Origin of the sequence: Zobellia nedashkovskayae (assembly GCF_015330125.1) — a bacterium.
Taxonomy (GTDB): Bacteria; Bacteroidota; Bacteroidia; order Flavobacteriales; family Flavobacteriaceae; genus Zobellia; species Zobellia nedashkovskayae.
The window spans coordinates 989,670-1,016,078 of record NZ_JADDXR010000002.1 but is presented as its reverse complement, the minus strand read 5'-3'; the positions used below and the strand labels follow the sequence as shown (position 1 = coordinate 1,016,078).

At 38.1% G+C, this 26,409-nt stretch carries 26 protein-coding genes; 3 read left to right on the top strand and 23 right to left on the bottom strand.

Annotated elements, in window-relative coordinates; translation table 11 throughout:
• Positions 1-51: 51 nt before the first annotated feature.
• A complete protein-coding gene (locus tag IWB64_RS04400; protein WP_226975804.1) occupies positions 52-939 on the bottom strand; it encodes a hypothetical protein in 888 nt (295 codons plus the stop codon).
• A gap of 261 nt (positions 940-1,200) precedes the next feature.
• Between IWB64_RS04400 and IWB64_RS04395 the strand changes: the two genes are divergently transcribed.
• From IWB64_RS04395 to IWB64_RS04385, 3 genes are all read left to right on the top strand, one after another.
• On the top strand, positions 1,201-1,533 hold the full coding sequence (locus IWB64_RS04395) for a single-stranded DNA-binding protein (protein WP_038237398.1): 333 nt from the start codon (positions 1,201-1,203) through the stop codon (positions 1,531-1,533).
• Between the two features lie 85 nt (positions 1,534-1,618).
• A complete protein-coding gene (recQ, locus tag IWB64_RS04390; protein WP_317171950.1) occupies positions 1,619-3,739 on the top strand; it encodes a DNA helicase RecQ in 2,121 nt (706 codons plus the stop codon).
• 62 nt (positions 3,740-3,801) lie between these two features.
• Positions 3,802-4,125, top strand: coding sequence for a GIY-YIG nuclease family protein (locus tag IWB64_RS04385; RefSeq protein ID WP_194532851.1), 324 nt, complete (start codon positions 3,802-3,804; stop codon positions 4,123-4,125).
• A gap of 167 nt (positions 4,126-4,292) precedes the next feature.
• On the opposite strand, the gene IWB64_RS04380 is transcribed toward IWB64_RS04385, so the two are convergent.
• The 22 genes from IWB64_RS04380 to IWB64_RS04275 all read right to left on the bottom strand — a co-directional run bounded on the left by IWB64_RS04380 (position 4,293) and on the right by IWB64_RS04275 (position 26,388).
• Positions 4,293-5,579, bottom strand: a complete 1,287-nt coding sequence (locus IWB64_RS04380) for a phenylacetate--CoA ligase family protein (protein ID WP_194532850.1) — start codon at positions 5,577-5,579, stop codon at positions 4,293-4,295.
• Positions 5,579-7,255 carry a C45 family peptidase gene (locus IWB64_RS04375; RefSeq protein WP_194532849.1) on the bottom strand — a complete coding sequence of 559 codons (1,677 nt, stop codon included), beginning with the start codon at positions 7,253-7,255 and terminating at the stop codon, positions 5,579-5,581. Before IWB64_RS04375 ends, IWB64_RS04380 begins: the two co-directional genes overlap by 1 nt.
• Positions 7,256-7,303: 48 nt before the next feature.
• On the bottom strand, positions 7,304-8,185 hold the full coding sequence (locus tag IWB64_RS04370; protein WP_194532848.1) for a cupin-like domain-containing protein: 882 nt from the start codon (positions 8,183-8,185) through the stop codon (positions 7,304-7,306).
• The gene (locus IWB64_RS04365; RefSeq protein WP_194532847.1) at positions 8,185-9,732 is read right to left on the bottom strand and encodes a phytoene desaturase family protein; all 1,548 of its coding nucleotides are present in this window, start codon (positions 9,730-9,732) and stop codon (positions 8,185-8,187) included. Before IWB64_RS04365 ends, IWB64_RS04370 begins: the two co-directional genes overlap by 1 nt.
• Positions 9,732-13,418: an MMPL family transporter gene (locus tag IWB64_RS04360; RefSeq protein WP_194532846.1), complete on the bottom strand. Its 3,687-nt coding sequence runs from the start codon at positions 13,416-13,418 to the stop codon at positions 9,732-9,734. Before IWB64_RS04360 ends, IWB64_RS04365 begins: the two co-directional genes overlap by 1 nt.
• Entirely contained in the window at positions 13,411-14,556 is a 1,146-nt protein-coding gene (locus IWB64_RS04355; protein ID WP_394370090.1) for a DUF2062 domain-containing protein, read from the bottom strand. Before IWB64_RS04355 ends, IWB64_RS04360 begins: the two co-directional genes overlap by 8 nt.
• A gap of 114 nt (positions 14,557-14,670) precedes the next feature.
• Positions 14,671-15,174, bottom strand: coding sequence for a hypothetical protein (locus IWB64_RS04350; RefSeq protein ID WP_194532845.1), 504 nt, complete (start codon positions 15,172-15,174; stop codon positions 14,671-14,673).
• A gap of 5 nt (positions 15,175-15,179) precedes the next feature.
• Positions 15,180-15,548, bottom strand: coding sequence for a hotdog family protein (locus IWB64_RS04345; protein WP_194532844.1), 369 nt, complete (start codon positions 15,546-15,548; stop codon positions 15,180-15,182).
• A complete protein-coding gene (locus tag IWB64_RS04340) occupies positions 15,538-16,140 on the bottom strand; it encodes a porin family protein (protein ID WP_194532843.1) in 603 nt (200 codons plus the stop codon). Before IWB64_RS04340 ends, IWB64_RS04345 begins: the two co-directional genes overlap by 11 nt.
• Entirely contained in the window at positions 16,137-16,748 is a 612-nt protein-coding gene (locus IWB64_RS04335; RefSeq protein ID WP_194532842.1) for a hypothetical protein, read from the bottom strand. The genes IWB64_RS04340 and IWB64_RS04335 overlap by 4 nt, the downstream gene beginning before the upstream one ends.
• Positions 16,729-17,346, bottom strand: a complete 618-nt coding sequence (locus IWB64_RS04330; RefSeq protein ID WP_194532841.1) for a LolA family protein — start codon at positions 17,344-17,346, stop codon at positions 16,729-16,731. Before IWB64_RS04330 ends, IWB64_RS04335 begins: the two co-directional genes overlap by 20 nt.
• Positions 17,339-18,115, bottom strand: coding sequence for a polysaccharide deacetylase family protein (locus IWB64_RS04325; protein ID WP_194532840.1), 777 nt, complete (start codon positions 18,113-18,115; stop codon positions 17,339-17,341). Before IWB64_RS04325 ends, IWB64_RS04330 begins: the two co-directional genes overlap by 8 nt.
• The gene (locus IWB64_RS04320) at positions 18,109-19,173 is read right to left on the bottom strand and encodes a beta-ketoacyl synthase N-terminal-like domain-containing protein (RefSeq protein ID WP_194532839.1); all 1,065 of its coding nucleotides are present in this window, start codon (positions 19,171-19,173) and stop codon (positions 18,109-18,111) included. Before IWB64_RS04320 ends, IWB64_RS04325 begins: the two co-directional genes overlap by 7 nt.
• On the bottom strand, positions 19,173-20,375 hold the full coding sequence (locus IWB64_RS04315) for a beta-ketoacyl-[acyl-carrier-protein] synthase family protein (protein ID WP_194532838.1): 1,203 nt from the start codon (positions 20,373-20,375) through the stop codon (positions 19,173-19,175). The genes IWB64_RS04320 and IWB64_RS04315 overlap by 1 nt, the downstream gene beginning before the upstream one ends.
• A gap of 114 nt (positions 20,376-20,489) precedes the next feature.
• Positions 20,490-20,747 carry a phosphopantetheine-binding protein gene (locus IWB64_RS04310; RefSeq protein WP_155595020.1) on the bottom strand — a complete coding sequence of 86 codons (258 nt, stop codon included), beginning with the start codon at positions 20,745-20,747 and terminating at the stop codon, positions 20,490-20,492.
• Positions 20,744-21,352 carry a 3-oxoacyl-ACP synthase gene (locus IWB64_RS04305; RefSeq protein ID WP_194532837.1) on the bottom strand — a complete coding sequence of 203 codons (609 nt, stop codon included), beginning with the start codon at positions 21,350-21,352 and terminating at the stop codon, positions 20,744-20,746. Before IWB64_RS04305 ends, IWB64_RS04310 begins: the two co-directional genes overlap by 4 nt.
• Positions 21,349-22,497 carry a beta-ketoacyl synthase N-terminal-like domain-containing protein gene (locus tag IWB64_RS04300; protein ID WP_194532836.1) on the bottom strand — a complete coding sequence of 383 codons (1,149 nt, stop codon included), beginning with the start codon at positions 22,495-22,497 and terminating at the stop codon, positions 21,349-21,351. The genes IWB64_RS04305 and IWB64_RS04300 overlap by 4 nt, the downstream gene beginning before the upstream one ends.
• Positions 22,490-22,927 carry an acyl-CoA thioesterase gene (locus tag IWB64_RS04295; protein WP_194532835.1) on the bottom strand — a complete coding sequence of 146 codons (438 nt, stop codon included), beginning with the start codon at positions 22,925-22,927 and terminating at the stop codon, positions 22,490-22,492. Before IWB64_RS04295 ends, IWB64_RS04300 begins: the two co-directional genes overlap by 8 nt.
• On the bottom strand, positions 22,917-24,185 hold the full coding sequence (locus IWB64_RS04290; protein WP_194532834.1) for an ABC transporter permease: 1,269 nt from the start codon (positions 24,183-24,185) through the stop codon (positions 22,917-22,919). The genes IWB64_RS04295 and IWB64_RS04290 overlap by 11 nt, the downstream gene beginning before the upstream one ends.
• Positions 24,178-24,921 carry an ABC transporter ATP-binding protein gene (locus IWB64_RS04285; RefSeq protein ID WP_194532833.1) on the bottom strand — a complete coding sequence of 248 codons (744 nt, stop codon included), beginning with the start codon at positions 24,919-24,921 and terminating at the stop codon, positions 24,178-24,180. The genes IWB64_RS04290 and IWB64_RS04285 overlap by 8 nt, the downstream gene beginning before the upstream one ends.
• A gap of 64 nt (positions 24,922-24,985) precedes the next feature.
• Positions 24,986-25,981, bottom strand: coding sequence for a BtrH N-terminal domain-containing protein (locus IWB64_RS04280; RefSeq protein ID WP_194532832.1), 996 nt, complete (start codon positions 25,979-25,981; stop codon positions 24,986-24,988).
• Between the two features lie 8 nt (positions 25,982-25,989).
• The gene (locus IWB64_RS04275) at positions 25,990-26,388 is read right to left on the bottom strand and encodes a hypothetical protein (RefSeq protein ID WP_194532831.1); all 399 of its coding nucleotides are present in this window, start codon (positions 26,386-26,388) and stop codon (positions 25,990-25,992) included.
• Positions 26,389-26,409: the final 21 nt, after the last annotated feature.

Sequence of the window (26,409 nt, the reverse complement as noted above, 5' to 3'; positions counted from 1 at the left end):
AGATTTTCTTGAATACTAACATTGATATTGTTGTAAGTTAAATCTTTGCACTTAGAATATGTTTTCAATGCAGATTCTAAATTCCCCATAAGATATTCCTTTGTTCCCTTTTTTGAACAGAGACTCATAAGATTTTGTGATATCACTTGTTTTTTGATTTACTTCTATTTTTCCATTTACATTTTTTAAATCAGGAAATACGATGTAATGAAATAAAACTTCCTTAAGAACTTTTACTTTTTTCCCATTTACTATTGGGGAAATCCACATTCCATTAGTTTTTGAAATTGCTTTTTTCAAATTTTTGTCATATGATTTATTGATGTGATGATGAATTTTAATATCGCTGACTTTTCCATCTGTATTTATCACAAATGTAGAGTAAGATAAATGCTCTTTCCCATTTGAACGTTCTTCTACAAATGGTTGAATAAAACTCTTCACATCAGCAAAGTCTTTATTCCTAAATTTTGGATAAACTTTTTGATTTTCAATATGTAAATAGTCTTTTCCTTCCTTAATAATATCCTTTTCGTTAAGAGCTAATCCATCCAAATACACTTGCTCTCTAGTAAAAAACATCCTTGTCGAACTAGGACTAATTTTATTATTATTTAGCTCAATTAAAACAAGTTCTCTAGCATCTATTTTTTCAATCTTAAACTTGTTGAATAATAAATCTATAATATCATTCTTAATGGTGTATTTAATTTCATTGCCCTTTTCGTTGTATACTGAGGAAATATACATTTGACCATTATTTTCAAAAGTATACTTGATAAATTTTTCATCTCTTTTTTCAATAAATGGGTCGCTTTTTTTATCAAATGCCTCCATTTCTGTTTTAATCCAAGAGCCAAGAATAATTCCACTATTTTGACTAAACAGAGATGTAGAAAGTGTAAATAAAAATATTGAGTAAATTATTCTAATATTCATTTTTTTCAACTTGCTGCTAACAATTGTATAAACGTACATAGGTACGTTTATTTCTATTTTACCCGTAATTTAAACAAATCCTCCAAAACATACTTATATACAGTCTTTTAAAGTACTACTGGGGTTTTTATTCATTTTCAAACGTTTACAAACGAAAACAATTGTTTTGTAACCGAATACAATTTGGTGGCCGTTCTAAGTTTGTACCGTTGAATCATAGTGGTTCAATTTTAAAAACTATTTCACATAAACATCAATACTATGAACGCCTTAAAAAACAAAGTACAGTTGATTGGTAATTTGGGTCAAGACCCAGAAATTGTAAACATGGATAATGGCAACAAACTCGCCAAATTTTCCATAGCTACTACAGAGAGTTATAAAAACGCACAAGGAGAGCGTGTAGATGATACCCAATGGCACAATGTGGTAGCTTGGGGAAAGACCGCAGAAATCGTAGAAAATTATTTAACCAAAGGAAAGCAGGTAGCCGTAGAGGGCAAACTTACCCACCGCTCGTACGAAACCAAAGAAGGTGAAAAACGATACATTACGGAGGTACGTTGTAACGAACTTTTAATGTTGGGTAAATAGAATATGCCGTTCTTTGCAAACGAAGCCTTAACGGAGTGGTACCATACGCTACTTTCGGTCCGCTTCGTTTGCTAAAACGGCTCTTTTGAGCAAGAATCTCTATACGTATTACATGACGCTTACAACAGAACAAGAACTTCTCCCTCTTTTAAAAACAAATTTTGGTTACGATTCGTTTCGGGCCAACCAATGGAATGTCATTAGCGATGTACTTGCTAAAAAAGATGTGCTGGCCATTATGCCTACGGGTGGTGGAAAATCGCTTTGCTTTCAACTTCCGGCCTTGGCTATGGAAGGTACGGCTATTGTAATTTCTCCGCTTATTGCTTTAATGAAAGATCAGGTAGATGCTTTGACTGGGAACGGTATTTCTGCAGCTTATTTTAATAGTTCATTGGAAGCTTCAAAAAAGGAAGAAGTAGAGACCAAATTGTTTAAGGGTGAGCTGAAGTTATTGTACGTAGCACCGGAGAGTTTAGCGCTATTGCAACATATTATTTCGGAAATAACCATTAGCCTTTTTGCCATAGATGAGGCACATTGTATCTCTTCTTGGGGTCACGATTTTCGCCCTGCTTATACCCAACTTGGGAGTCTAAAACAACGTTTTTCAGAGGTGCCTATAATTGCATTGACCGCTACGGCGGATAAAACAACGCAGGACGATATTTTAGACCAGTTACGAATTCCACAGGCGCTGCGCCATCTGGCATCTTTTAATCGGCCTAATATTTCGTTGGAAGTACGTCCGGCACAGGATAGGATTACCCAGATTTTGGAGTTTCTAGCAGAGCGACCCAACGAAAGCGGAATCATCTATTGCCTAAGCCGAAAAAGTACCCAGACCATTGCGGATAAGCTTGTGGCTTCCGGTTTTAATGCGAAAGCCTACAGCGCGGGTCTTCCTGCGGATGAACGTAGCAAGGTGCAAGAAGATTTTATTACAGACCGCGTGCCCATAATTGTAGCGACCATTGCTTTTGGAATGGGAATAGATAAGAGCAACGTACGTTGGGTCATCCATTATAACTTGCCTAAAAATATAGAGGGCTATTATCAAGAAATAGGTCGTGGAGGCCGGGATAGCCTGCCTGCACAAGCTTTGCTATTTTATAGTTTTGCCGATGTAGCACAATTGCGAAGGTTCATTAATACCAGCGAAAATGCAGATGTGGAGTATGCCAAGTTAGAGCGCATGCAGCAATTTGCCGAAGCTTTAAGTTGCCGCAGGATTGCCTTGCTCAATTATTTTGGGGAGCACATGACCCAGAATTGTGGTAATTGCGATATCTGTAACCGTCCGCCCAAATATTTTGATGCTACTGTACTCACACAAAAAATCTGCTCAGGGGTTGCTCGTTTAAAGGAACGGGAGGCCATGGGAATGTTGCTAGATGTGCTTCGCGGGGCGCAAAATGCCCAAGTGATGGAAAAAGGGTATCAGCATATAAAAACGTACGGCGCCGTAAAAGAGGTGTCTTGGCAAGATTTACAGCAATATATAATTCAGTTGTTGAACCAAGGTGTGCTTTCCATCAATTTCAGGGAAGCCGGTCGGCTGTCGCTTACGCCATTGGCAAAACAGGTGCTGTATGAGAAGAAGCAGATACAACTTGCTATTTTAGAGAAGAAAGAGAAAGGTAAAGCCAAGAAAACTAGCCAGTCCAAAACAGCAGCCACCGGGTTGTTCGAAAAACTACGGGTATTGCGACAACAAATTGCAGCTGAACAAAATGTACCCGCATATGTGGTTTTCAGTGATGCCAGTTTAAAGGATATGGAAGAAAAACGCCCCAAAAACGAAACGGAATTCCTAGAAATTTCTGGGGTAGGACAAGCGAAGCTTGAAAAGTATGCCGAAGCATTTCTTAAGGAGATAAACGCGCCAAAACCAAAAAAGAAACCAAAGAAAAATCCGAGTCACCAACTTTCGTTTCAACTGTTGCAAGAGGGGTTTTCGGTTCAGGATATTGCCATGCAACGGGGCATACAGGAAGGTAGTGTTTACAACCACCTCCAAAAAGCGCATGCTGAAGGTGCCGATGTAGATTTGAATACATTTATTTCCAAGGATGAAGTGGCAAGCATCAAAAAAGCCCATTCCGAACTTGAAAATCCCGAGGGACTAAAAGTATTCTTTGAACATTTTGAAGAGAAGATGCCCTATTGGAAAATTCAAATGGGGCTGTATTTGATAGGGAAGTAAAATGCGGGGCTTCGGCTGCGCTCAGCCGCGCATTTTACGCTCACGCTCAAAAAGCAAATTTCATGGGACCCTATTACATCTGCATACTGGAATGCTCCGATAAAAGTTTTTATACGGGTTTTACAAATGATGTTGACCGTAGGCTAGTTGAGGGTCAAACTGGGTTTTATGAGAATGCATACACTAGCACAAGACGTCCGATGAAGTTACTGTACCATTTACAATTTCCAAAAGCACATGAAGCTCTTAAGTTCGAAAGGCAATTGAAAGGCTGGTCACGGGCTAAAAAGATAGCATTGATGAACGGGAAATTTAATACCCTTCAAATCCTTTCTGAATGCAGAAACTATACACATTCAAAGTATAAGCCAGATGGGTGTCCCTAAGCCCTCGACTGTGCTCGGGGTGACATTCCGTAAAAGCTATGTTTTTGGCTTTGTGTACTGTAACTGACGTTAGTTTTGCGTGTTGTGCTTGTCTGAGCGCAATCTGAAACAATCATTTATTACGTGAATAGCACCATATGGCTGAGCGCAGACGAAGCCAGGTGCTACTACCGCTTATCAATCACGCTAATAGGCTTCCTTCCCAATTTAGACATCCTCAACTTCTGAATCTCTTCATTAGGACAAAGTTCAATGTTGGGAGAAACTCTCAGTTTAGAACGAAAATGGTCTTTTATGGCCTGCATCAATTTATGGTCCGCCGAAGATGAAGCGATTTTTATTAGAATCTCATCCGTACCAATTTCGTTATGATAAATCTCGAATACATAACCTTCCACTTCCTCAAAATCGTTCAAAAGGTTATCCATGGCAGGAGGGTAGAGCGTGGTGCCTTTGTATTTGATCATTTGCTTTTTTCGTCCAACCACAGGTCCTAAGCGAATGGTGTTTCTACCACATGCACAAGGCGAAGTATGGGCAACCACAATATCCCCTGTTTTAAAACGAAGCAACGGCATAGCTTCAACCCCCAGCGTGGTAATCGTAAGTTCACCTTCTTGACCATCGGCAACAGGTTGATTATCCTCATCCAAAATTTCCGCAATAATAAGCTCGGGATGATGGTGTCCTCCTTGCTGTTCTGAACATTCGGCAAAAGCCGTACTCATTTCAGTAGAAGCATAGGTGGAATACAACTCAATATCCCATTTTTCTTTTATTTTTTGAGCAAGAACGTTCAGTGAAAAATCTTGGTTCCGCAAAGATTCACCAATACAAATAGCACCTTTTACTCCAGAAGCATTAATGTCTATACCATGCGTTTCTGCATACTGAATTAGTTTTAATAAAAAGGACGGAACAACAATCAGGTAGGTGGGTTTGAACTTGGTAATCGTATCCCATTGCAATTCAGGAATACCGGCACCCACACGAATAATTCCCGCTCCCAGTTTTCTAACACCCATAAAATAGGCAAGACCGGCCATAAAACGGCGATCCATGGTAGTGGTCATTTGTATAATATCATCTTTGTCAACACCAGAGCAAGCCAAGGAAATAGCTTCGTTATGCGCCAATCTGTCCAAGTCTTTATCCGTCTGGCCAAGAATTACAGGCTCTCCAAGGGTTCCTGAGGTAGTTACAAAATCTATGATTTTCGACTTTGGTACACATAGAAAAGCGTCATTGTTGTTCTGTAACTGCTCTTTGGTTGTTACGGGTATTCTAACCAAGTCTTCAAGAGAATTAATATCCGAAGGAAGTATTTTATACTGCCTAAAAAGACGCCTGTAGTAGGGCGAGTTAGTAGTCACGTATGCAATAACCTCTTTTAGCTTCTCTCCTTGAAAGGCCTTTATTTCTGGTATGGATGCTTTTTCTATTTCTGGAATCATTATTTGAGCTTCCTTTTAGATTTTTTAATATACTTGTTGATGGCCTCTGTATCTGGTACTGTGGTTACTTCTTTAGTCTTGGCGGTTTCAAAAGATTTTAGGGCTTCCTCAAACAATCCGTTTTCGTAGTAATACTGTCCCACAAGAAAATGGACTTCCCAAAAATCGGGATTTACCGCTATAAATTCTGTTAAGATAGACGGTTCAATTTTTTCTTCGGCAACAAGCGCAGCTGTAACTTGACTATTTAATTCTCTATAACGTTCATAATGACGATAGGCCAAAGTACTTAGAAAAGGGTCTGCAGCTATGTTCTTATTTGCCGATGATATAGGTCTTGCCTGTTGGTTTTGATTAGCATTCTTAAAAACCTCATTTAGGTCGTAAGCCACAAATTCGCCCAATTGATACGGATTACTTGACACCCAAACCATAAGGTCTTCTGGTTGAAAAACGATGCCGTGGTGTGCCAACATTTGGTTCAACGCCTTTTCATTTCCGTAACCAATACGTTGGTCTTCAAGTCCGTTTTTGTTTCTTAGAATGTCTATGGCGATCTCTGGGGTTACTTTTGGCTCTTCGTTCAGAAGTTCTTCCATACGTTCGTAACGATATTCAGAGTGGCTCTCTAAAATATGTTTTTGGTTCTTTTTATCATTGGCATAGGCCGCACTCTGAAAGTGATTGGAACAAACAAGTTGGTTCCCATTCTCCACTTCATAAACCCCAAAATTATGTGGAGAAACCTCAATAACGGCAGCTTTTTTATCCTTGGCACTTCCCACGAAAATAGATTCTGAAACAAAGACTTCCCGTTTTTTGGCAATGGCAATTGCCTCTTCTATAGTTGAGGCGTATTGCAAAATTTCCCGTGTGACTAATGATATAGGTGTTTTGGCCACCAGTGGAAATTTAGATTTTCCCGCATTAATCGTTACGGTTAAACCTTGGTCGTTCATTCCAGAAACCACCCCGATCATACCACCCCAGGTAACCGACATAAATTTATGGCCCTCATCTGGAGCTACAAAAGCAATAATTTTATTCTTAGCAAAATCATCACCTGCATAGAAATCAAAATTACGGGCAATGAGAAGTTTGCCGTCTTCAGTATGGTCGCCCCAAGCGGCAAACGATGAACAGCCCACCAAAGCTAAATCTTGTAGCGCATGACCAATATCGTGGGCTCCATGAAAATACATGACACGTGGGTAAGGAGCTGCAATGCGGTCATAATCTTTTGAGGCATAATGAGAAATACCATAAATCTCTGCTTTGTATTGCTCATCAACATTTTTGTACATTTTCCGGTTGAACCAAGCTAAGAATTTGCGAAGTAGTTTTTGTTTTCCTTTTTTAGGAACCAACTCATCTATCTTTTCAATAAAAACCCGTTCTTGTTCTTGAAAAAGTTCTTGCGTTAGACTTCCCGTCTTGAGACCCAGTTCATATGGGTTTCCTGAAACATAAAGTTCGTAAAGACCCTGTTGATTTTTGGTCAAAAAGTTATTTTCTAGTACATATGTGGAATCCGTAAGTTGTTGCCGTTTGGCCACATCAACTTCATACTGACTAATATTCGGCAGGTCTTTCAATGATTTTGAAACGCCACATGACCCTAAAAGAAAGGCCAAGCCTATAAGAACGAATATGTTTAGGAAGAATTTTTTCGGCATTACATCAATCGGCTATACAACAAACAATAGTGGCAAAAGTACGATGCTCTAGCTATCTTTTTTAGCTTTTAGATTCTTTTCAGTGCGTTTTATTGCCCATCGGTCTTTATAATCCAACCATTTTTGACCACGATATTTTCGAGTAATATTGTCAATATTTCTCATAATGACTACGTTGTACAGCATATTGGCAAAACGGCCAGGGTGCCTTGGTAATGCCCGTAACGTCATAGAAAATCCGCCGTTTAGATATCGGATGGAGTGCCAATAGCCACTAGGCATATAAAGTGCATCACCATGTCTCATTTCCGCACGTATTTCTTGCGCATATTGCAGTGCCGGATATTTTTCAAAATCCGGATTATCCATATCTATATCTTCAATATTATGAATAGCAAAAGGAACTCTGTACAGGTATTGAGTCTGCTCTGGCGAGAAGAGATTTACGACCTTATCACCATCAAAATGAAAATGCATGCTATCTGGCAAATCAATATCATAATGCATGAATACTTTAGATGTTCCTCCTCCAAAGAAAAGTGCGGGTAGTTTTTTAAAGAATTTTAATCCAATATCCGGGTACTCAAAATCTTTGAGGAGTTCCGGCATTTCTTTCAAAATATTATAAAAGAAAATCCGTAGATCCGTAGGTTCGGTTTTTAGAATTTCTATGTATTCGCTCAGCTTCATTTCCTTCTTCGGGGCGTATACACTTTCCTTGTCTTTGGCAGGTTCATTATTATACAAAGGCACAATTTGGTCTCCTGCTCGTTCTTGAATATAATCTAGCTTCCACTTTTCGAAGGCTGGCCAATCTTTAGTCAAACCGGTAATCAGAACTGGTTTTTGCGGTTTGTAATAGTTTTTTATAAAGTCCGCCTTTGAGATGTTTTCTACTCGTTCTACTGGAGTTGTTTTAAACTGTCCCATTATGCATCTATTTTTTCGTTGGTATTCGTACTCCCTTTAATAATTTTATCTAACAAATATTCACTGCCCAAAATTTCGGAACAGGTAACCACGCTACTAATGGTCACTCCTAAAATTCCGTGCATATTAATACTTTGGCCTGTAAAAAACAGGTTTTTTATTTTGGTTCGGGGCGAAATAAAAGTCTTTAGCGGTATGTTGTAATCTTTGGCGTAACCGTACATGGAACCTTCATTGCAGCCAATATAATCTCTGTAAGATAATGGGGTAGAGGTATGAACAGATTGTATGCTTTCGCGGATATGCGGAAATTTCTCTTCAAGAACCTTTAAAAATGCTTCTATTTTGGCTTCTTTGAACTCTTCGTAGGTTTCCCCGCGACTATTCTTGTGAGATACGGTGTTGAAGGTGCCAGACCAAGGTTTTAGCTCTTCATAGCGCATATAGGTAATAGCGGTAAGCTGATCAGCCCATTCTCCTTGGTTCTTACGTGTACCCATAGAAACCATATAGGCTTCTGGCCATGATTTTTGGGTGTAATTATGCGAGTTCCAAACCGATTTATGGTCTTTAAAATGATAGTAGTTGTGGTTTAGATATTTGAACGTCTCTGGCTTTAGTACAATATGGATACTAAAAGCCGAAACAGTGCTATCTATACTTTTTATGCGATTGGCATATGATTTTCTAAAATGCGCTTCTCCTACCATTTGGAGGGTGATTTTAGGTTCTATGTTTGAAATGAAAAGGTCTCCTTTTATAACATTACCCTTTTTTGTTACGACCGATGCTATTTGCTTGTCTTCAACATTAAATTGGGTTACCTCACTATGTTTATAGGCTTCTCCACCACTTTCCTTTAGTCTTTTAATGAGTAGTTTGGTAATCTGGCTACCACCATCTGCACATCTGTACGAGCTTTGAATGTATGAATTTACAGAGAGCGCATGCACGTAAAATGGAGTTTTATCTGCTTCGCCCGCGTATAAAAGGTTGGAACCGGCAAGTACGGCCCGTAGTTTTTCGTTTTGGGTTACGGAGTCAATATATGCTTTGGCAGGCAAGGAAAAAAGCTCAGTATCTTCATGATATGGCTTGCCGTGTTTTAGATTATAAAGCGGAAATTGATTGCAAATATCCTGTAGTTTTTTACAGTATTGATGAATGGCTTCTTTCTCTTCCGGAAATTTTTCTACTAGTTGGCGTTCAAAATTTGGATAACCTTGTGCATGTGGGTATTCTTTTTCATCGCCATCAAAAGTGATGAGGTCAAAACCATCTTCATTCAATCTGGTAAGGTGAAGTCCGTCTAAAATATCCAGATACTCAAAGTAACGATAAAGATTTTGGCCTTTTTCCAATCCGCCTAAATAATGAACACCTGTATCAAAAATAGTACGTTCACGAACAAAGGTCTGTAAGTTGCCGCCGTACTGATTATTTTTTTCCAATACGCAGACACTCTTACCTTCGCGCGCCATGATAATAGCAGAAACGAGACCGCCCATGCCACTACCCACAACCACTACGTCATAATGCTCTTTCATTAACTGCGTATCTTATTTAGTAGCCTAAAGTTATCATTTTGTTCGCTAGTAATGAAACCTAATGCTTTTAGCGTAGCTAAATCTATATGCCGTGCTTCTTTCAGTAAGATAATAGTTTCAAACTCATTGACCATAAACTTGGTGAGTTGTGCGATTTCTATTTTCATATCGATTATTAGTACATCGGCAACCGTTGCAAGGGCTTTTTCTAAACTATCGGTAACTTCAATTTTACTATAATGCTTGGTAAGAAAATTGTTTTTGAGTAAAACCGAAGCTTCCTTATCTGCGAGACTTAAGGTTATTTTTCTATCAAAAGAATCTAAGGCAAGTAGCAAATCTAATTGCCCAAAATCTTCGGATAAATGAACAATTTTATTCTTTTTCCCTATTTGTTGCAGTAGGGAATAGTACGTTTTTCTATTGGTCTCCAAATCTAGCTTAACCGCTTTGTAAATGGCATCACCTTTATATCTATAGTTCTCCAGAAGTGCTTTATCCCAATAATTCTCATCTTCAATCTCATCTCTAAGTCTTCTAAACTCACTCCTAAAATAGGCTCCTAGCTGTTTGGCACGCTCACTATAATTTTTGCCATATTGCGTATCGTGTGCATCAATTCTTGGTAAAAGTTCTATTGTAATTTTACCATCACGAATTATAAAACTTCCTTTAGGTAAGACTTCTGAATTACCGTGAATGAGGACGGGAAGAATATCCAATTCAAACTGTTGTGCCAAATAGAAAGCGCCCTTGTGAAAACGTTTTATTTTGTTGGTTGATGAACGCGTACCTTCCGGGAAAGCAATAATACTGAACCCTTGTGCAACTTTTTCTTTTAAAAAGGCTTCTCCGTTTTCAATACCGCCAGATACGGGGTATGCACCGGCCAACTTTGCTGCACTTCCAAAAACAGGAGAGTTATAAACCCAATCGTTTACCATGAAGATAATCTTTGGGTGCAACATACCAATAGCTAGAATATCCAAAAAACTAGTGTGATTGGCGATAATCATTACGGGTTTTTCAAAAGTCTCGTTATATGTATTTCTAATTTCTTTGGATACAAAAGGATTAGTGTATAAAACAGAACCCATCAACTTTGAAACCGATTTATGGAAACCTAAGTTCTCATTCTTCCGGCTCTTTGGCGATAATTTTAATTTAACTACGCCATAAATGGAATGTAAAAAGCCTCCCATGCCAAAATAACCGAAGGATAACACGGAGTGTATAAAATAACGCATAGAAATCGGTCGCTTATCTGCACTTCCAATAAAGAGCTTGAACAATAAGGGCTGAAGGGTGAAAGCCACGAATGCTGCAGATAGAATACCTATTAGCGACACCGTAGAAATCGTATATAGAACAGGGTGTTTTGCAAAAATCAACACACCTACACCGGCAATAGTAGTAATGACCGATAGTAATATAGAGGTTTTATGGGTGTGGAGTACCTTTTCTCCAGTTCGGTATTCCGTAAGTAATCCGTTGGTGATGAAAATACTATAGTCAACACCAAGACCAAAAATAAAACTACAGATAATAATATTGAAAATATTGAATTCAATATGGAAAAGGCCCATAATACCCACGGTCAAAAACCAAGTGAGAAAAATGGGAATACTCGTTATTACAGTCAATGAAAGGCTGCGGTAGAATAGGAGTAGGATAAACAAGACAACCAGAAATGAATACCCGATTAAACTGTTGAAGTCGTTTTTTAAGTTCCCCAAAAACGTTTCATTTACCTGTTGACGGTCAATGAGTAGGGTGTTGGGTGAGTTTTCAAAACGTTCGCGTAGCGTATTAATATGGTCGTCATCTACTTTAACCAGAGAGGTGATGGTAGTCCCGTTTTCATCGTTTACAATATAATCATCAAGTGAAAACGATTGTATAGAATCGAACGCCGTAACCTCCATAGGTTTGAAGTCGTCATTCAGTAAATTGTAAAATTGGGAGAATGTGGTAGGTTTAAAACCAAACTCCTTACTACTTTCAATAAGGTTTTCTTTGGTTGTATTGATTTTGGACGGAGTCCAGAAATCATTCCATCTACCAATTTTTTCCTCTTGCGTTTTTTTGGCGCGAATGAGTCCGCCAACGGAGCTAAAGCTCAATATCTCTTTTTTCTCTTCAAGAATTTTTAGCTCGTCATAAAGCGAATCGTTTTGTGTTAAAACAGTTTGGATATCCTTCCCGTATGTTGATAGATATATAGACTTTGAACTAATATCGGTCAAGGTTTCCAATCGTTTCCGTGCATCGCGTAAAACCTCGGTTTCGTAGTTCAACTTGGCAATATCCTTATTGAAAACAACCTTATTATAGGTAAAAATGCTAATAACAGAAAATAGAACCAATACTATAATGGCCCATTTTGATTTGTTAAAGTCGAAAGATGCCACACGATCTAAAATTGTCTTTCTTGCGCTAACCGCTTTTTTTGCGGAGTAGACTTGTGGAATGAACAGCAAGGCAAAAACCGAAGCCCCAAGAACACTTACAGCAGCAAAAATACCAAGATCTTGTAATGCCTGAGACTCTAGAAATAAAAGACACAAAAAGGCAGATGCCGTGGTTAGGCTACTCATTAAAATAGAAGGTGCTACTTCTTTATAGAGGCTCTCTGCGCCATTTCCGTTTCGTATATGTGTAAGTATGTGCAGGGCATAATCTAGCGTAACGCCTAAAAGGACAGAACCAATACCTAATGAAATAGCAGAAATCTTATCCCGGATTATACATAGAAAAGCAATTGACAATAACGCACCTACCAACGTGGGTAGAAAGAGAATAAATGGCAATGCCAGCTTTCGGTAGAAAAGCATTAGAATTATGATTAGCAAAGTCATGGCAATGCTTACTGTAAACTGAATGTCGCTTCTAATCTGTTTGGCATTGGCTACCGCAACCAATGCTGCTCCATAATATTCACTACGTACTTTTGTCTTGTAAGCTGTATTAAGTTTGTCTTGCAGGTCGTAAAGCGCATTTGAAAAAGGTAGATTTTTATCGGTTTCATTTGAGCCATAAGCAGGGGTAAGAAAAAGGAGAATATTTTTTTCCTCTTTATCTAATAGAAAGCCGTTTTTTAGTTTAAAATCATCACCAACACCTAGTTCTTGCAACCGTTTTAGGGCAATAAAGGAAAGCCTTAAGGGATCTTTTACAATGGTTTTCTTAGCAATAATACCCGATGGGGAAATGAGCGTCCGGTAATTTTCGGCAGTAACTTTAGCAATACTGTCCGGTCTTATTTTTTTAGTAATACTAGGATAGTCGTCCGTTTCTAAAAAGAGCGGCAAGTTCTCATAAACTAAATCTAACGTTTTAGGTATATCATCAGAATTTACCCTGCCTTGTATATTTTTGATGAATTCCGATTGATTTTGCTCTAGACTATCCAGCAAATTTTTGGCGTATCGCGTAAGGTCATCTACAGTGCCATCTTCTTCTTTTTGAATATTGATGATAATCTTATCCGTAAACGTAATAGATTTTAAAACCTTTTGAACGCGTTGCGCTTCTTCGTTTGCGGGAATTAAAGAGGTTATATCATCTTCAAACTGAATTTTAGATACAATGATAGATAGCCCTATAAGAAGAACAACAAGTGCCGATACGGATAACACCCGTTTCCGTGCAATAAATTGATATGCTTTAAAGAAGAAACTACCCATTGTCTACGACCATTTTTTTCTTTCCTAAATAGAGAATCGTGAAATACCCAACGATGCCAAAAAGTAGAGCAGATGCAGTAGCTAGGATAAGGCTGCCAATGAGATACGTTTTAAGGTTTTGCAGTATGTCAAAGTTTTCGGTCATATTTTCTATTGAAAATAAAACCTCTTCACCCGTAATCAATACACCTATTTTAAGACTGAAAAATATAATAAACGGAATTAAAGGAGGCAAGCTAACGTTAGAAAAAGCAAAGGTAATAGCCTTGTTCAAGCCAAAAAGGGCTGCGAGTGCAAAAACGAGTATGGTCTGAAAACCCCAGAATGGAGCTATTCCCAAAAATACCCCTAAAGCAATGGACAGTGCTTTTGTCTTTGGGGAATCATCACTACGGAGCAAGTCTTCTAAAAGGAAATTTTTAAATCCTTTTTTTTTTATTTTCCTGATGAAGTTACGTGGCTTTATATAGAAAATAGTAACTATAACCAACCAAGTATTCAGTACACTTATGCGCGCAAAATCGGGTACTGTTCTAAAGTGAGATACCCTTTCCGTTTCATCGTACAAAATACGTACAGGAACATTTTTTACTGTGGTACCGTTCCATGCCAAACGCACGATTATCTCTATTTCAAACTCGAATTTTGGGGTATAAAACTTTAAATCCTTTAGCTCCTTCAAGGGGTAAAGTCGGTAACCACATTGTGTGTCCTGTAGTTTGGTACCCGTTTCAAACCAAAACCAAAAGTTAGAGAACTTATTACCAAAACTACTTTTACCAGGTACATCTTCCTGTTGCATGTTTCGCGAACCAATGTAGAGCACGTTGGGAGATTCTTCCGCTTTCAACTCATCCAAGAATACAGAAAGGTCTTCAGGAAAATGTTGCCCGTCAGAATCTATGGTAATGGCATAATCATACCCTTTGGAAATAGCAGCTTTAAATCCTACTTGAAGGGCGTTACCTTTGCCTTTATTCTCCGGTAAATGAATTTGCTGTAGGGTTGGATATTCTTTTAAAATATCCGTCGTATTATCCGTAGCTCCATCATTAATAACAATGATAGAAGTAGTCCGTTCCAAAATACTGTCAAGTACCCGCTTTAAGGTGCCCGCATTATTATAAGTCGGTACCATTACACAGCAATTAAGTTGCTGCATGGTGTTTTGAAGTGTTGGAATAGGGGTTGACACGAGCAATTTTTTCAAAGGGTTCAGGAAACCGGTTCGAATTTTCTACAAAGATACGTATTACGACCCTTGTAGCAATTGCCTTTCCGTTTCGGTAAAAGCCTCAGATTTTATGATATATCCTTTAACGAAATTCTTACTGTTTTTATTGGAGATGGAATTGAAGTTGTTGAGTATAAATTGCTTGTCTTCCTCAATATTTTTAGTGTAGCCTGTAATTTTGGGTACATTCTCTTGTACGCTTAACCTAATACAGTGTATTTCTACATTATTTGGGTCTGCTTCTAGAGCATACTCCAAAAGTTCCTTACCCTCTTTTAAGAAGATTTTTTTGTCTTTTATGCCTTTTGCATATTTAGCCATCATAGCGCTTACCGCACCTTTAAAGGCAACAAGTGTTTTGTCATCAGTTTTGGAAACTGAAATCAAATCTTCATGAAGCGCATTGGTAGCACTTTCATTGTCCACCGCTTCAATATAGGCAGATCTTGTTTCCTTTAAATCTATTGCAACGGCAATAGTTAAGAAAGAAAATATTGTAAATAGTACTAGTTTTAAATTCATAACATCTAAGTTAAAACAGTAAAAGTAGCGCTAAGCTTTAAAGCTAATGTATCGTCAAAAGTAGTGGTGTTCTTCACTTTTACTGTACCACCTTCCTCTGTAACGTTTAATGTAAGTTGAATGGTGTCATTCTTCTCTGGATTGATAATGGCCATAAATTTAACGTTCGAAGCAACTGAGAGAAATAAGGTTTTATCTGTGGCTTGTTCAGTTAATTCTTTAATTATTTGAATCATACAAACACCTGGCATCACAGGGTTTCCAGGAAAATGGCCTTTAAAAACCTCATGTGCAGCATTCAGTTTTACAGTTGCCTTTACTGTTTGCTCTTCTTTTTCAAAACTTTCTACGGTGTATAACCCTTCAATCAGCATTTTTATACAATTTAAATTTATACGCGGCACCTATTTGAAAAACGCCATTTAGGTTACTCCCTGTTTCTTCATAAAGGTCATCTTCACCAAAGAAATCAACGCTTATGGTTCCTTGCTTGTATCGTGCTTCAATAATCAAACCAAAACTGAACTCGTAGCCTATTCCTCCAATTACAGTAACATCAACAGGAGAGATTTCGTCGTCACCGTTAAAGTTGGTCAAGTTAACAAAATTGTTCTCAAAGTTAATGTCTAACCCTAGTCCTAATGTAAAATGAAAACCTTTATCTGGGCTCACATAAAATTTGTTCGGTAAGCCAATAGAAAAGTAGTTTATGTTTACGTCACCATATAACGGTGAATTAGAATTGCCACCTTGGCTAGAATATAATAGTTCTGGTTGCAAAGAGTAATAATCCGTTATTGGAATGTCTGCAAAGGCGCCTATGTAAATCCCTGATTTTGTATCTAATGATGTATTGCTGATATTTGAGCTGTTCAAACCTGCCTTAATACCTGGGCGGGTTTGTGCCATGGCTGTTCCTATATTGCAAAGAGCCATTGCGAGTATAAAAAATTTTAATGTTTTCATTTGAATGCTTTTAGTGCAATGTGAAGTTTGAAATTATGGTGTGCTATTTCAATTTCTTTTGCAAATTGGCCATCTATGTTGGTAAAACTAAAATCTACTTTTTCTTTGTTTCGGTCTACTCTGGCAATCTTATGTAGTTGCCCATCGGTATAATAAAAATAATGTTTTTTAGAGAGGATATCCGTCTGCAGTACATCATCGTTCTTTAGTGAGAAGTGATTTTTTACAGGAGATTGCTCTTGTATCAATACTTTAAAATCCCTTTTTAAAATATTGATCAGTATTTTTCGGTCTAACTCTTTTAAAATACGATTTACTTTAAAATCATCTCCTTGAAAAGTGAAGTCGAAAATAGTATTTCCTATTTCTGTAGTAAAAGCAATACGATGATGTTTCGGGCCTAACTTTTTAACGATAAAAATACCACCGAAAGATTTATTGAACGCATCTATTTTGGCCTTGTAGACGTAATCTTTCTCGGCATTCGCAAAATAGGGGTTTGACGTTTCTTGAGGTGAATCGTTTTTAGGCTCAAACCCATTTTGAACAGGGTAAGAGGCGCATCCTAGCAATAAAAAAAAACAAAGACTATTGAGTAAAAACCGCATCAGACAAGTTTTTATTAACGACACGATCAGTAAACTTAATTTGTGTGTAGTCATCTGAAGGCTCAATCATCTTCACTTCGGTTACATCGCCAATCGCGTTAAAAGAAAGGTGGAAAGCTTTAATAAATTTAGAGAATTGTTCGTCTTTTGGTAGGAAGTACACCAAACTAGAATCGTTGATTTTGAAATATTTGATATTGAATTCATCATCATTAAACATGTCACCACGAATACTGGCTGTAATAAGTTGGTTCAGCTGTTTGAAAATCTTGTTGGAACCTACATCCATATTACTCTTGTTACCATCATCGTTAATGAACAATGTTTCGTTTTTAAACAAAACCGAATAAGCAAAGGGTTTAGTGTATTCCCATTTTACCAAATTAGGCACTTTAAAAGCAAGTTTACCTTGCGATACGATATCATCGGACAAGAAGTCTAAATGCTTGTATTGCGTAAATTCACTCATTACCGTGGTAGTAGCATCTGCTCTGGTCTTGACTTTGGCCTTTAAGGCAACAGCCTCTGTTGGAGTCATTTCCTTTTGGGCAAACGCTCCAAGGGAAACAAAAAATATAAGAAAAAGTATCTTATGCATACGCTTCGATTTCTAGTAGGCGGTCAACCGTGACCGAACTCAGATTTTTCTCTCGCAAAAATAACAATAACTGTTCCAAAACGACTATTGTTTTTTCACTGGTATCGTGCAGTAGTATAATATCACCCTTTGAAACCTTACGAATAATACGTTTCAAAATGGTTTTTTCCGACCTGAAAGTGGTGTCTAATGAACGTACATTCCAGCCAATAGAATGTATTTCTTTATGTTCTAACGCTTTTGCAATCTGTGGATTTGTTACGCCAAAAGCAGGACGATAGAGCTTTAATTTTTTTCCAATTAAAGAGGATACTAGGTTTTCTGTTCGGTTCAGTTCGTTTAGAATTTTATCAAAGGGGAAAAAACCAAAGCTTTTGGAATGGGAGTAGGTGTGGTTGCCAATACTATGACCTTCAGATAGTATTCGCTTTAAAACTTTGGGGTGCTTTTCAATTTGTTGACCAACACAGAAGAAAGTTGCTTTTGCATCATATTTTGCTAATAAGTCTAGTACTCTGGGAGTAAATTCATTGTTTGGGCCATCGTCAAACGTTATTGAAACCCAATTATTTGGAGTGTTTTTATTCGAGCTTAACGAAGTAAGGTGATAATTCCATCGGATAAAAAACGAACCAAAAAGTGTAATAAAGAACCAAATAATCAAAATTGAAAAAATGGGCCATAACGGTACGTAATCTAAAAAATATAACGCAGCCAAGGGCAGCAAAAGAAAAATAACAGCGGTATTTACCCTATTCCGCTTTAACATTCTCGAATTAAGGTGAGGCTATGGTTTTCTCCTCTGTATTGATTGTAAATCAATATAGTTTTTAAGTTGGATGGCTCAATAGCATTCAGTTTCGCAACATCAGGAATGTTCTGTGCCTTTAGAATTTTATTGGCCAACCAAAATGCGAATCCGGTTGCGGTATCAAACTCGCCCGAAAGATGCTTGTAATAAGCTTGAGGTGTGTCTTTAAATAGGGAACTACTCAATTGCTCGTAGTACCCATCATAGTTAACATCGCCATTGTTACCAAGTATAACCAGGTCTATATCGTTTATGTTAAGATGTTGACGTTCTAGAAAAGCGAGTATTTTTCCTTTTATCCGTTCTTTAGAAAGGGTGTTAAAGGTTTTAACCGCAACCAATTCTGAATACGTAGAAGGCGTTTTTTCTGTTGAAAGCACAAAAAAGTGAGAGCCTTCGCCCATTACCATGCCTTCGGTTTTTGAGTGTAGTAGGTCCTTTGAAGCTACAGGTTCATTTTTAATATGACCAATTAAACGGTGTGTGGTCACGTGATGTTCAACAAGCTCGTCTACACCGCCTACCAAAACGGTTTCGACTTCATTATTTTCGAGCATCAGTTTAGCGTCAATCAAAGAAGACTCAAAAGAAATAGCAGAATGCACAAAAGTGAAATTATGTCCTTTACAACCTAAACCCAGGGCAATTTGTCCAGCCACAGTATTGTGTGAGGATTGTATAAAACGCGTTGGTGTTAAATACTGTTCGTCATTTTTGATGATATCGCTAACAAAACGTTCCGAGTCTCCAATACAACCTAACCCGGTACCTACAATAATAGCGTCTACATTTTCCAGACCAGCCTCCGTAAGGGCATTTTTGGAGCTAACGGTACTCATTTTAATACCGCGGGCCATACGGCGTGCAGCTGCAGGCGGAATGTATTCTTTATAGTTGGGCTCTATTACATTAATAGTAGTGTCATTATAATCCCTAATCTCATTAAGAAACTCACTATTCTCAAAAGTTTTTTGAACCGAAACTGAACCTACGCTATTTATATATACTGGTTTCATTAAGCTTCTTTGGAAAAAATTAGAGTAGAGCAATTTCCTCCAAAACCGAAAGAATTAGAGAGAACATTGCGTAGTTCTTTTTGTTTGACCGTAGTTTGGGGAAGGAGGTCAAATTCCTTCATTGGGTTCTTAAAGTTAAGATTGGGATATATGATATTATTTTGAAGCGCCATAATGGAATATACAGCTTCTAGACCACCTGCCACGGCCAACGTATGCCCGGTAAATGCTTTAGTTGAACTGAATTCTGGAACGTTATCACCAAATATGCGCAAAAGTGCACGACCTTCTGAAAGGTCATTGTTTGGTGTAGCGGTACCATGGGCATTTACATAGTCAATATCAGACGGATTTAAGCCTGAAACCTTGAAAGCTTTTTCCATAGCTAGAACGGCTCCATCCCCATTTTCCGAAGATGCGGTTTGGTGAAAGGCGTCATTGGCATTGCCATAGCCTTTTACATAACCCAATACTTTTCTATTTTTCCTTTTTACAATTTCGTCTGATTCTAGAACCAAATAAGCAGCTGCTTCACCAAGATTAAGTCCTTTTCTTTCGTCATCAAAAGGTGTATTGTATGTGTCGGATTGAATCATTAAAGTCTTAAAGCCGTTAATGGTGAACTTGCAGAGACTATCCGTTCCACCAACGATAACGCGGTCTAATTGCCCCGATTTTATCATTCGTGCACCCAACATAATTGCGTTAGCTGCAGATGAACAAGCTGTACTTATGGTGGAAACAAAACTCTCGGTAAGTCCTAGATGATTAGCCAGTTTCTGAGTAGAATCTCCGGCATGAAGTCCGTTTATATGACCCCAGTGCTCATCACTTTCTAGGTATTCAAAATAGTATTTTTCGGATTGGTCCATACCACCTACTGTGGTTCCTGAAATCAGTCCGGTTTCGCAATCGTTTATATCGGTAACTCCAGCTTGTGAAATAGCTTCATCAGCAGCAAGCATGGCTAAGAGAGCTGTTCGTGATACGGCGTCTTCTTTGGCGATTCCCAATTTTTGTTTTAATTGGTCATTGGTCATTTCTATTTCGCCAACCATAATATCGTCCTTATGAACGGTATCTATTTTTGAAATTCTAGAAATGCCTACCTCACCAGAAACCAACGCATCATAGTTTTCTTGCACATTGTCTCCAATGGCAGAAATAGCACCCATGCCCGTAATTGCTACGCCCTTTCCCATATTAACTTGGAAGTATTATAGATATAATAATAAAAATACGAATATTGGTCTTAAGTGCGATTCTTAAATAGCGCTTGCGATTGTTTAATGGTATGCTTAAAAGCGATGTAGTTCTTAGTTAGTGCGATTTGCAGTAATATAAGCCGCCATGGTATCGATAGATTCAAAAATTTTGCGACCTTCTTTGGGGTCTGCCAATCTAATGCCGTAATCTTTATCGAGCATAACTATAAGTTCCAATGCATCAATAGAGTCAAGACCAAGACCTTCGCCAAAAAGTGGGTCGGTATCTGCGATTTCGTCAACGGAAACATCTTCCAAGTTTAATTGCTCGATGATTTTTTCCTTCAATTCTAGTTTAAGTTCGCTCATTTTGTTCTGTATAATTTAGTCAGTTCTTCTGTATCATGGGAGAACAAACCTTTTTTAGCGATAACGTATAAAAACGCATCATATTTTCCTTTATCATAATCAACCCAGCCACAAAGTACTTCGTTTGCCTTACCTGTTTCTAGCAAATCATTGGCATAATCTGACAATAAATGGGGGTTAAACTCGGCAAAGATAAAGAAACTATTTTCAGAATACAGTTTGTGGCGAATGCTAATTTCACCCATACAGATATTTGGAAGGGTGTAAACAAATACGGCGGGACTGGCATATGCACCTGATTGGTCACTAATGGCAGCTTGATGTTTGCGATCAGTATCTAAACTAGAAGCCCTGTTTGAAAGTACAAGGGCGGTATTTTCTTCGTTGCTATTTTTTAACAGAACCTCGGCACCTATAAAAGCCAACTTGCTGAGATTATCCATTTTGAAAAACTTTGAATAATCCGTTTCAAAATGTTTGTATGCTGCCTTTATAAAAGCGGGGAACTCTTCCAAATCATTTGAAAAGAGAACTTCTCCATTTCTGGAAATCTTGCCGTTAGCAATGTGGCAGTACGATTTTATAAGGTAGTCTGGCGTACTCATGAATTGACTTTTTGAAAAATTGCAGCCGTATTACAACCGCCAAAACCAGAAGCGGTCTTTAGAAAAATGCTGTTTTCTTTTGCTGTAGTTTCTTTTATAATGTTCAAAGGTTGGGAAACACCAAGTTCCTGAAAGCCCAGCGAGGCAAAAAGTGTGTTTGAATGCAGGGAATACATGCCGATGATGGTTTCCAAAAGACCGGAAGCACCAAGGGTATGTCCAAAATATCCTTTTAAACTATTTAGAGGGGTGTTTTGCAAATTGGCCCGGTTAAATGCTATGGCTTCCATTTCATCATTGAACATGGTAGCGGTACCATGTGCAGAAATATAATCTATAGCTTCAGCTTCTATGTTTGCTTGGTTCATTGCGGAAACAACACTACGGCAAAGACCTTCGCCTGTTCGGGAAGGGCCAGATATATGGTTGGCATCATTGCATGAAGCTTCACCTATAATACGAACGGATTCGTTTACAAGATGGTCTGCATCTGTAGTAACAAGTACACTACAACCTACTTCTCCAATATTAATTCCCGCACGGGTTTTACAATAAGGTCTGCATGGTAATTCGCTCAAAGCTTGAAACGAGTTAAAACCCGTTAAAATAAATTGACTCACTAAATCTCCAGCAACCACAAAAACGTGGTCATAACGTTTTTGATGAATAAACCGTTTAGCTACGGCTAGTGCTAAAACTCCAGAAACACAGGCATTAGATAGTACAATAGCTTCGTTTTTAAAACCGAAAAAAGTTTCTATTTTTTTACCTAGTTCACTTAGATATGCCCTGTTTTCATCAAACAGACTATCGGCATCCAATACATCAATATTACCTTTTGTGGTGGATACGATTAAACCAACCCTGTCCGTAAGTTCTAAACCTGATTCTTTAAGGGTTTTCGCCAAAGAAACCAGAAGTATTTGCTCTAGTCTTGTATAATCTTCTTGTGGATTCAGTTTTTTGAATGCTTCAGATAAATTGTTTTGAGGAATTAAGGAGGAATAAAAAGGATTTGGTAGAATTTTGGAATCATCTACCAATGATAGCCCAGATATCTCATTTTTAATGCTATCAACTGCAGAAGCGCTATCAAATCCGTAAGCGGAAACAATGTTGTTATGTGATAGGTAAATATTATTCATCTAAAAGGCCTACTTTTTTCTTCCATTCGGCAAAAAACTCTGGAATTACCAAAGATAGTTCGCCGCCCAATTCTACAAATACCTGAACGGTCTGTCCAGTACAGACAACTGCTCCTTTAGGATTATAGATTTCATATTTGAAAATCAGCTTTGCTGCTTGGGAATCTATGTATGTTGTCTTAATTTTAGCTACATCTCCATAAGTCAAAGGAAGCTTATGCTCACATGCCGATTTTACGATTGGCGTAGAGAAATTATGATTTTTTTGGTCTAGGTAAGAAATACCATGGTGGCGCCCAAAAGCTTCACGACCATCTTCAAAATATTGAATATAATTACCGTGCCATACAATACCCAATGGGTCCGTTTCGGCAAAACGTACGCGGACTTCACTAGTGAAACTAATTTCTTTTTTGGTGTTAGACGGCATTTTTTCTTTCGTTATATATAATAGCTATGAGCGTGGTAATCACGAAAAATATCAGTAAAAGAGATATTTCGGGGATAATTTCAACAAAGGTTGCGTTGCGCAAAAATACATCATAAAATGCATTTAAACCCCAATTCATTGGTGATAGGTTAGACAGAACCTGCATAAATTTAGGCATGGCAAATACCGGAACCCAGACACCGCCAATTGCCGCAAGAATAACTACAAAGGTAGCCCCAAAAGGGGCCGATTGTTCTTGGGTCTTGGCAATAGTTCCTAATAACAAACCAAGGCCAACAGCCGCTAAACCAGCAAAGAAGGCTACGATAAATAAGAGAGATAGTCTACCTGTAACATCTAGTTTAGGCAAGCCAATTAGTGGAAAGAGAAAAATTCCAACCGCTAACATAAGCGCAAATTGTACTAGGGAAACCACTAAAAACACAATGGTTTTTCCACCAAGAACTGTGGCATACGAGACGGGATTGGTTCTTAAGCGTACAAAAGTACCTTGGTTTTTTTCCTTTACCATATTTATTGCCAAAGGCAGAATAATGAAAAATATAGCAAAGAGTGTCCATGCAGGAATATTGTGCTGCGTAGAGTTTGGAATTAGTGCCTCTTTGTGCTTGCTTGGCACAATTTCGGTAAAGGTGATGAACTTTTCAGTTTCAAAAATATCTTCGGAAGGATCATCTGTTAATTGCTCTTGAAAGGCTGTATAGATGGTCTCTGTTTCTATTTTAGAAATCATCTTATCAATATTATTCCGAACAGAGCTTTTAAAAGACTGTTGTGTGGCGGGGTCAAAATAAAGCTTAACCTCCTTGGGCATCATCTTAGACTTTACCTCAGGAATACTTTCTTCGTTATCACTGAATTTAGCAAGAATACCATCTACATTTTCGTTGATTTTAATCTGGAGGTCCGATGATAGATTTTCTGGTATTACTATGGCCAGTTGGTAATCGCCTTTCAACACCTGTTGCTTGGCCTCTTCATCAGTAGCTGCCATATCTACTTGAAACAATCTGGATTCTGCTAAGCTTTTTAAAATATCTTCGGATACTTTCCCTTTGTCCATATCTACTAAAAGAATGGGCAACTTGGTTTCTTTGATACTTTTGAATGAATTGTCTTGAATTGTGGTAATGACTATAACCAATAACAAAGGCATTAGAAATAGCACAGCCAGTCCGCCAAGATCACGTGTAACAAGTAAAAATTCTTTATATGTAGATGCCCAGAGTTTATGCATGATCCCGAAGTGCTTTACCGGTTTTGGCCAAGAATACCCCTTCTAAGTTTTCGGTATTTTCTTCTTGAGCTATAAGTTCTTGTGGTTTTCCTAAGCAAATAAGCGTTCCGTGGTCAATAATGCCCACACGGGTACAAAATTTCTCAGCTTCATTTAAATGGTGAGAGGTGTAGATAATTGTCGTTCCTGCTGTATTTAATTCCTTTAAATGTGCCATAATCACATTTTTGGACTGTACATCAACACCCACTGTAGGTTCGTCTAAAAATAGTACTTTGGGATTATGCAGAATACTTGATATAAGGTTGATGCGTCGCTTCATTCCTCCTGAAAAGGCGTCTATTTTTTTATTTGCGAATTTCGCTAGGCCCATTGCTTCAAGATGTGTATTGACGTCATCTTTCAATGACTGGCCTTTTAAACCGTACATACTTCCAAAATACATGAGGTTTTCATAAGCGGTCAAAGAAGGGTAAAGCGCATATTCCTGAGGGACAATTCCAATCAATTGCTTTAGTTGGTTTTTATTGTCTTTGTAGTTCAATCCATCAATAGTAAAATGGCCTGAAGTTGGTTTTAGCAATGAGCTGAGCATAGAGATTAAAGTAGTCTTGCCGGCACCGTTTGGGCCTAGAAGTCCAAAAATCTCACCGTTTTCTATAGTCAAGTTCAAATCACGGACGGAAAAATCGTCCGCTCCTTTGTACTTTTTTGAAAGCTCATTAATCTGAATCATGATGTCAAAACTAATCGAAATTTATAAGATAAAGTATGATTTCTCCTGTTTAGGGCAACAGAATTTAAATTGCCTTTTTTAGCTTCTTGAAAAAGGCTGCTTCACTATTGGCAATGGCCTCAAGTTGGTCTGCAACTTTATTATAAGCATCATCTTGGGCACTACGGTTTTTGTAGATACGTGATGCGTTTACTGCAAAATCACGCCAATCGTCACCAATTTGTGTCATTTCTTTTGAAAGTTCCTTTAGTTTTTCATTATCAAGAATTTGGCTAGCCTCTTGCAGAAATGCAGCATAGATATAACGGAAACCCCCGCCACCAGTGCCTATTTCTTCTTGCATGCGTACAATTTGGCCCAGAAAATGGTTGGCGACTTTTGGACCTTTTTTCTTAGGCCACTTACGAATTAGTTTTGAAATGGTCTTAATGCCATTGGTTCCCACAATAGGGAAAGGAGCGGTCATTTCACGACAGGTCTGTTTAATGCCTTTTATAATAGCACTTTTTAATTCCAGTTTTTCTGGAAACGCAGTAGGGTAGTAAATGTGGCCTTTTGGAGCAAAAGCTCCTTTGGCAAAACGAACCTTTTCAAGTTGTTTTTCGGTCAGACTTGTAACCTGTTCCATAACAGGGTCACTAATGAGGTAGTTGTCGTTCTCTTTACCGTAGACCACTAAATTGTGGGCGTTAAAGTGAAACCGATATTCATCCGGAAAGTATAGTAGATTGTAAACCCCAACTTGTAAGCCAACAGGATTATTCTTTTTAAGGTTTTCATCCAAACAGGTTTTTGCGGATTCAGGATTGCTGAATTTTTCACGTTTTATCTTGATACCTACTCTCTTTGCAAACCTATTGAAAATAAAACCAGGCATAGCTCTGTAGGTTACTACGGGAGCGTGGTTCACTTTTAAAAAGGGAATGTAACAGAACAATAGGCCTGACCCTATGCCGAACACCATAGGCTCGCTTACTTCAAAACCGTTGTGGCGCATTAGGTTGCTTACCACACCATTTTCGCAATGTGCCGATTGTTTATGGGTAAATTCTATTTGCATGGAGATGTTTAAGAAATGTGTTTCAGTTCTTCAATGCTAATGTCAAAAACATCGGCATACTTTTGAAGAGTCTTTTGATTTAATTTTTGAAAATTCTTCGGCTTAAAATGTCGCTTTACTCGCCATTGCCAAAGGCCAACATAGCTAGATAAAATGGGTAGATCCATTTTATGTAGTTCCATGTAATATTCAATTGGGCTAGTCTTGTTTTTTTCCACACGCTCTTTGGCATTAGCCACGCGTTCTTCTATATCTTTAATAGCATTGCTAAGGGCAATAGTCTTAGGGTCCCAACCAGAGCTTAATTCTGTAGTGTACTCACCGTTTTCATCTACAGCATAGGTGAGTTCTTTAGTTTGGGCAGATTCTAATAAGCCTTTGTCTTGTGGTACTTCTTCTTTTTTCACTGGTCGTTGTTTTGGGGGATT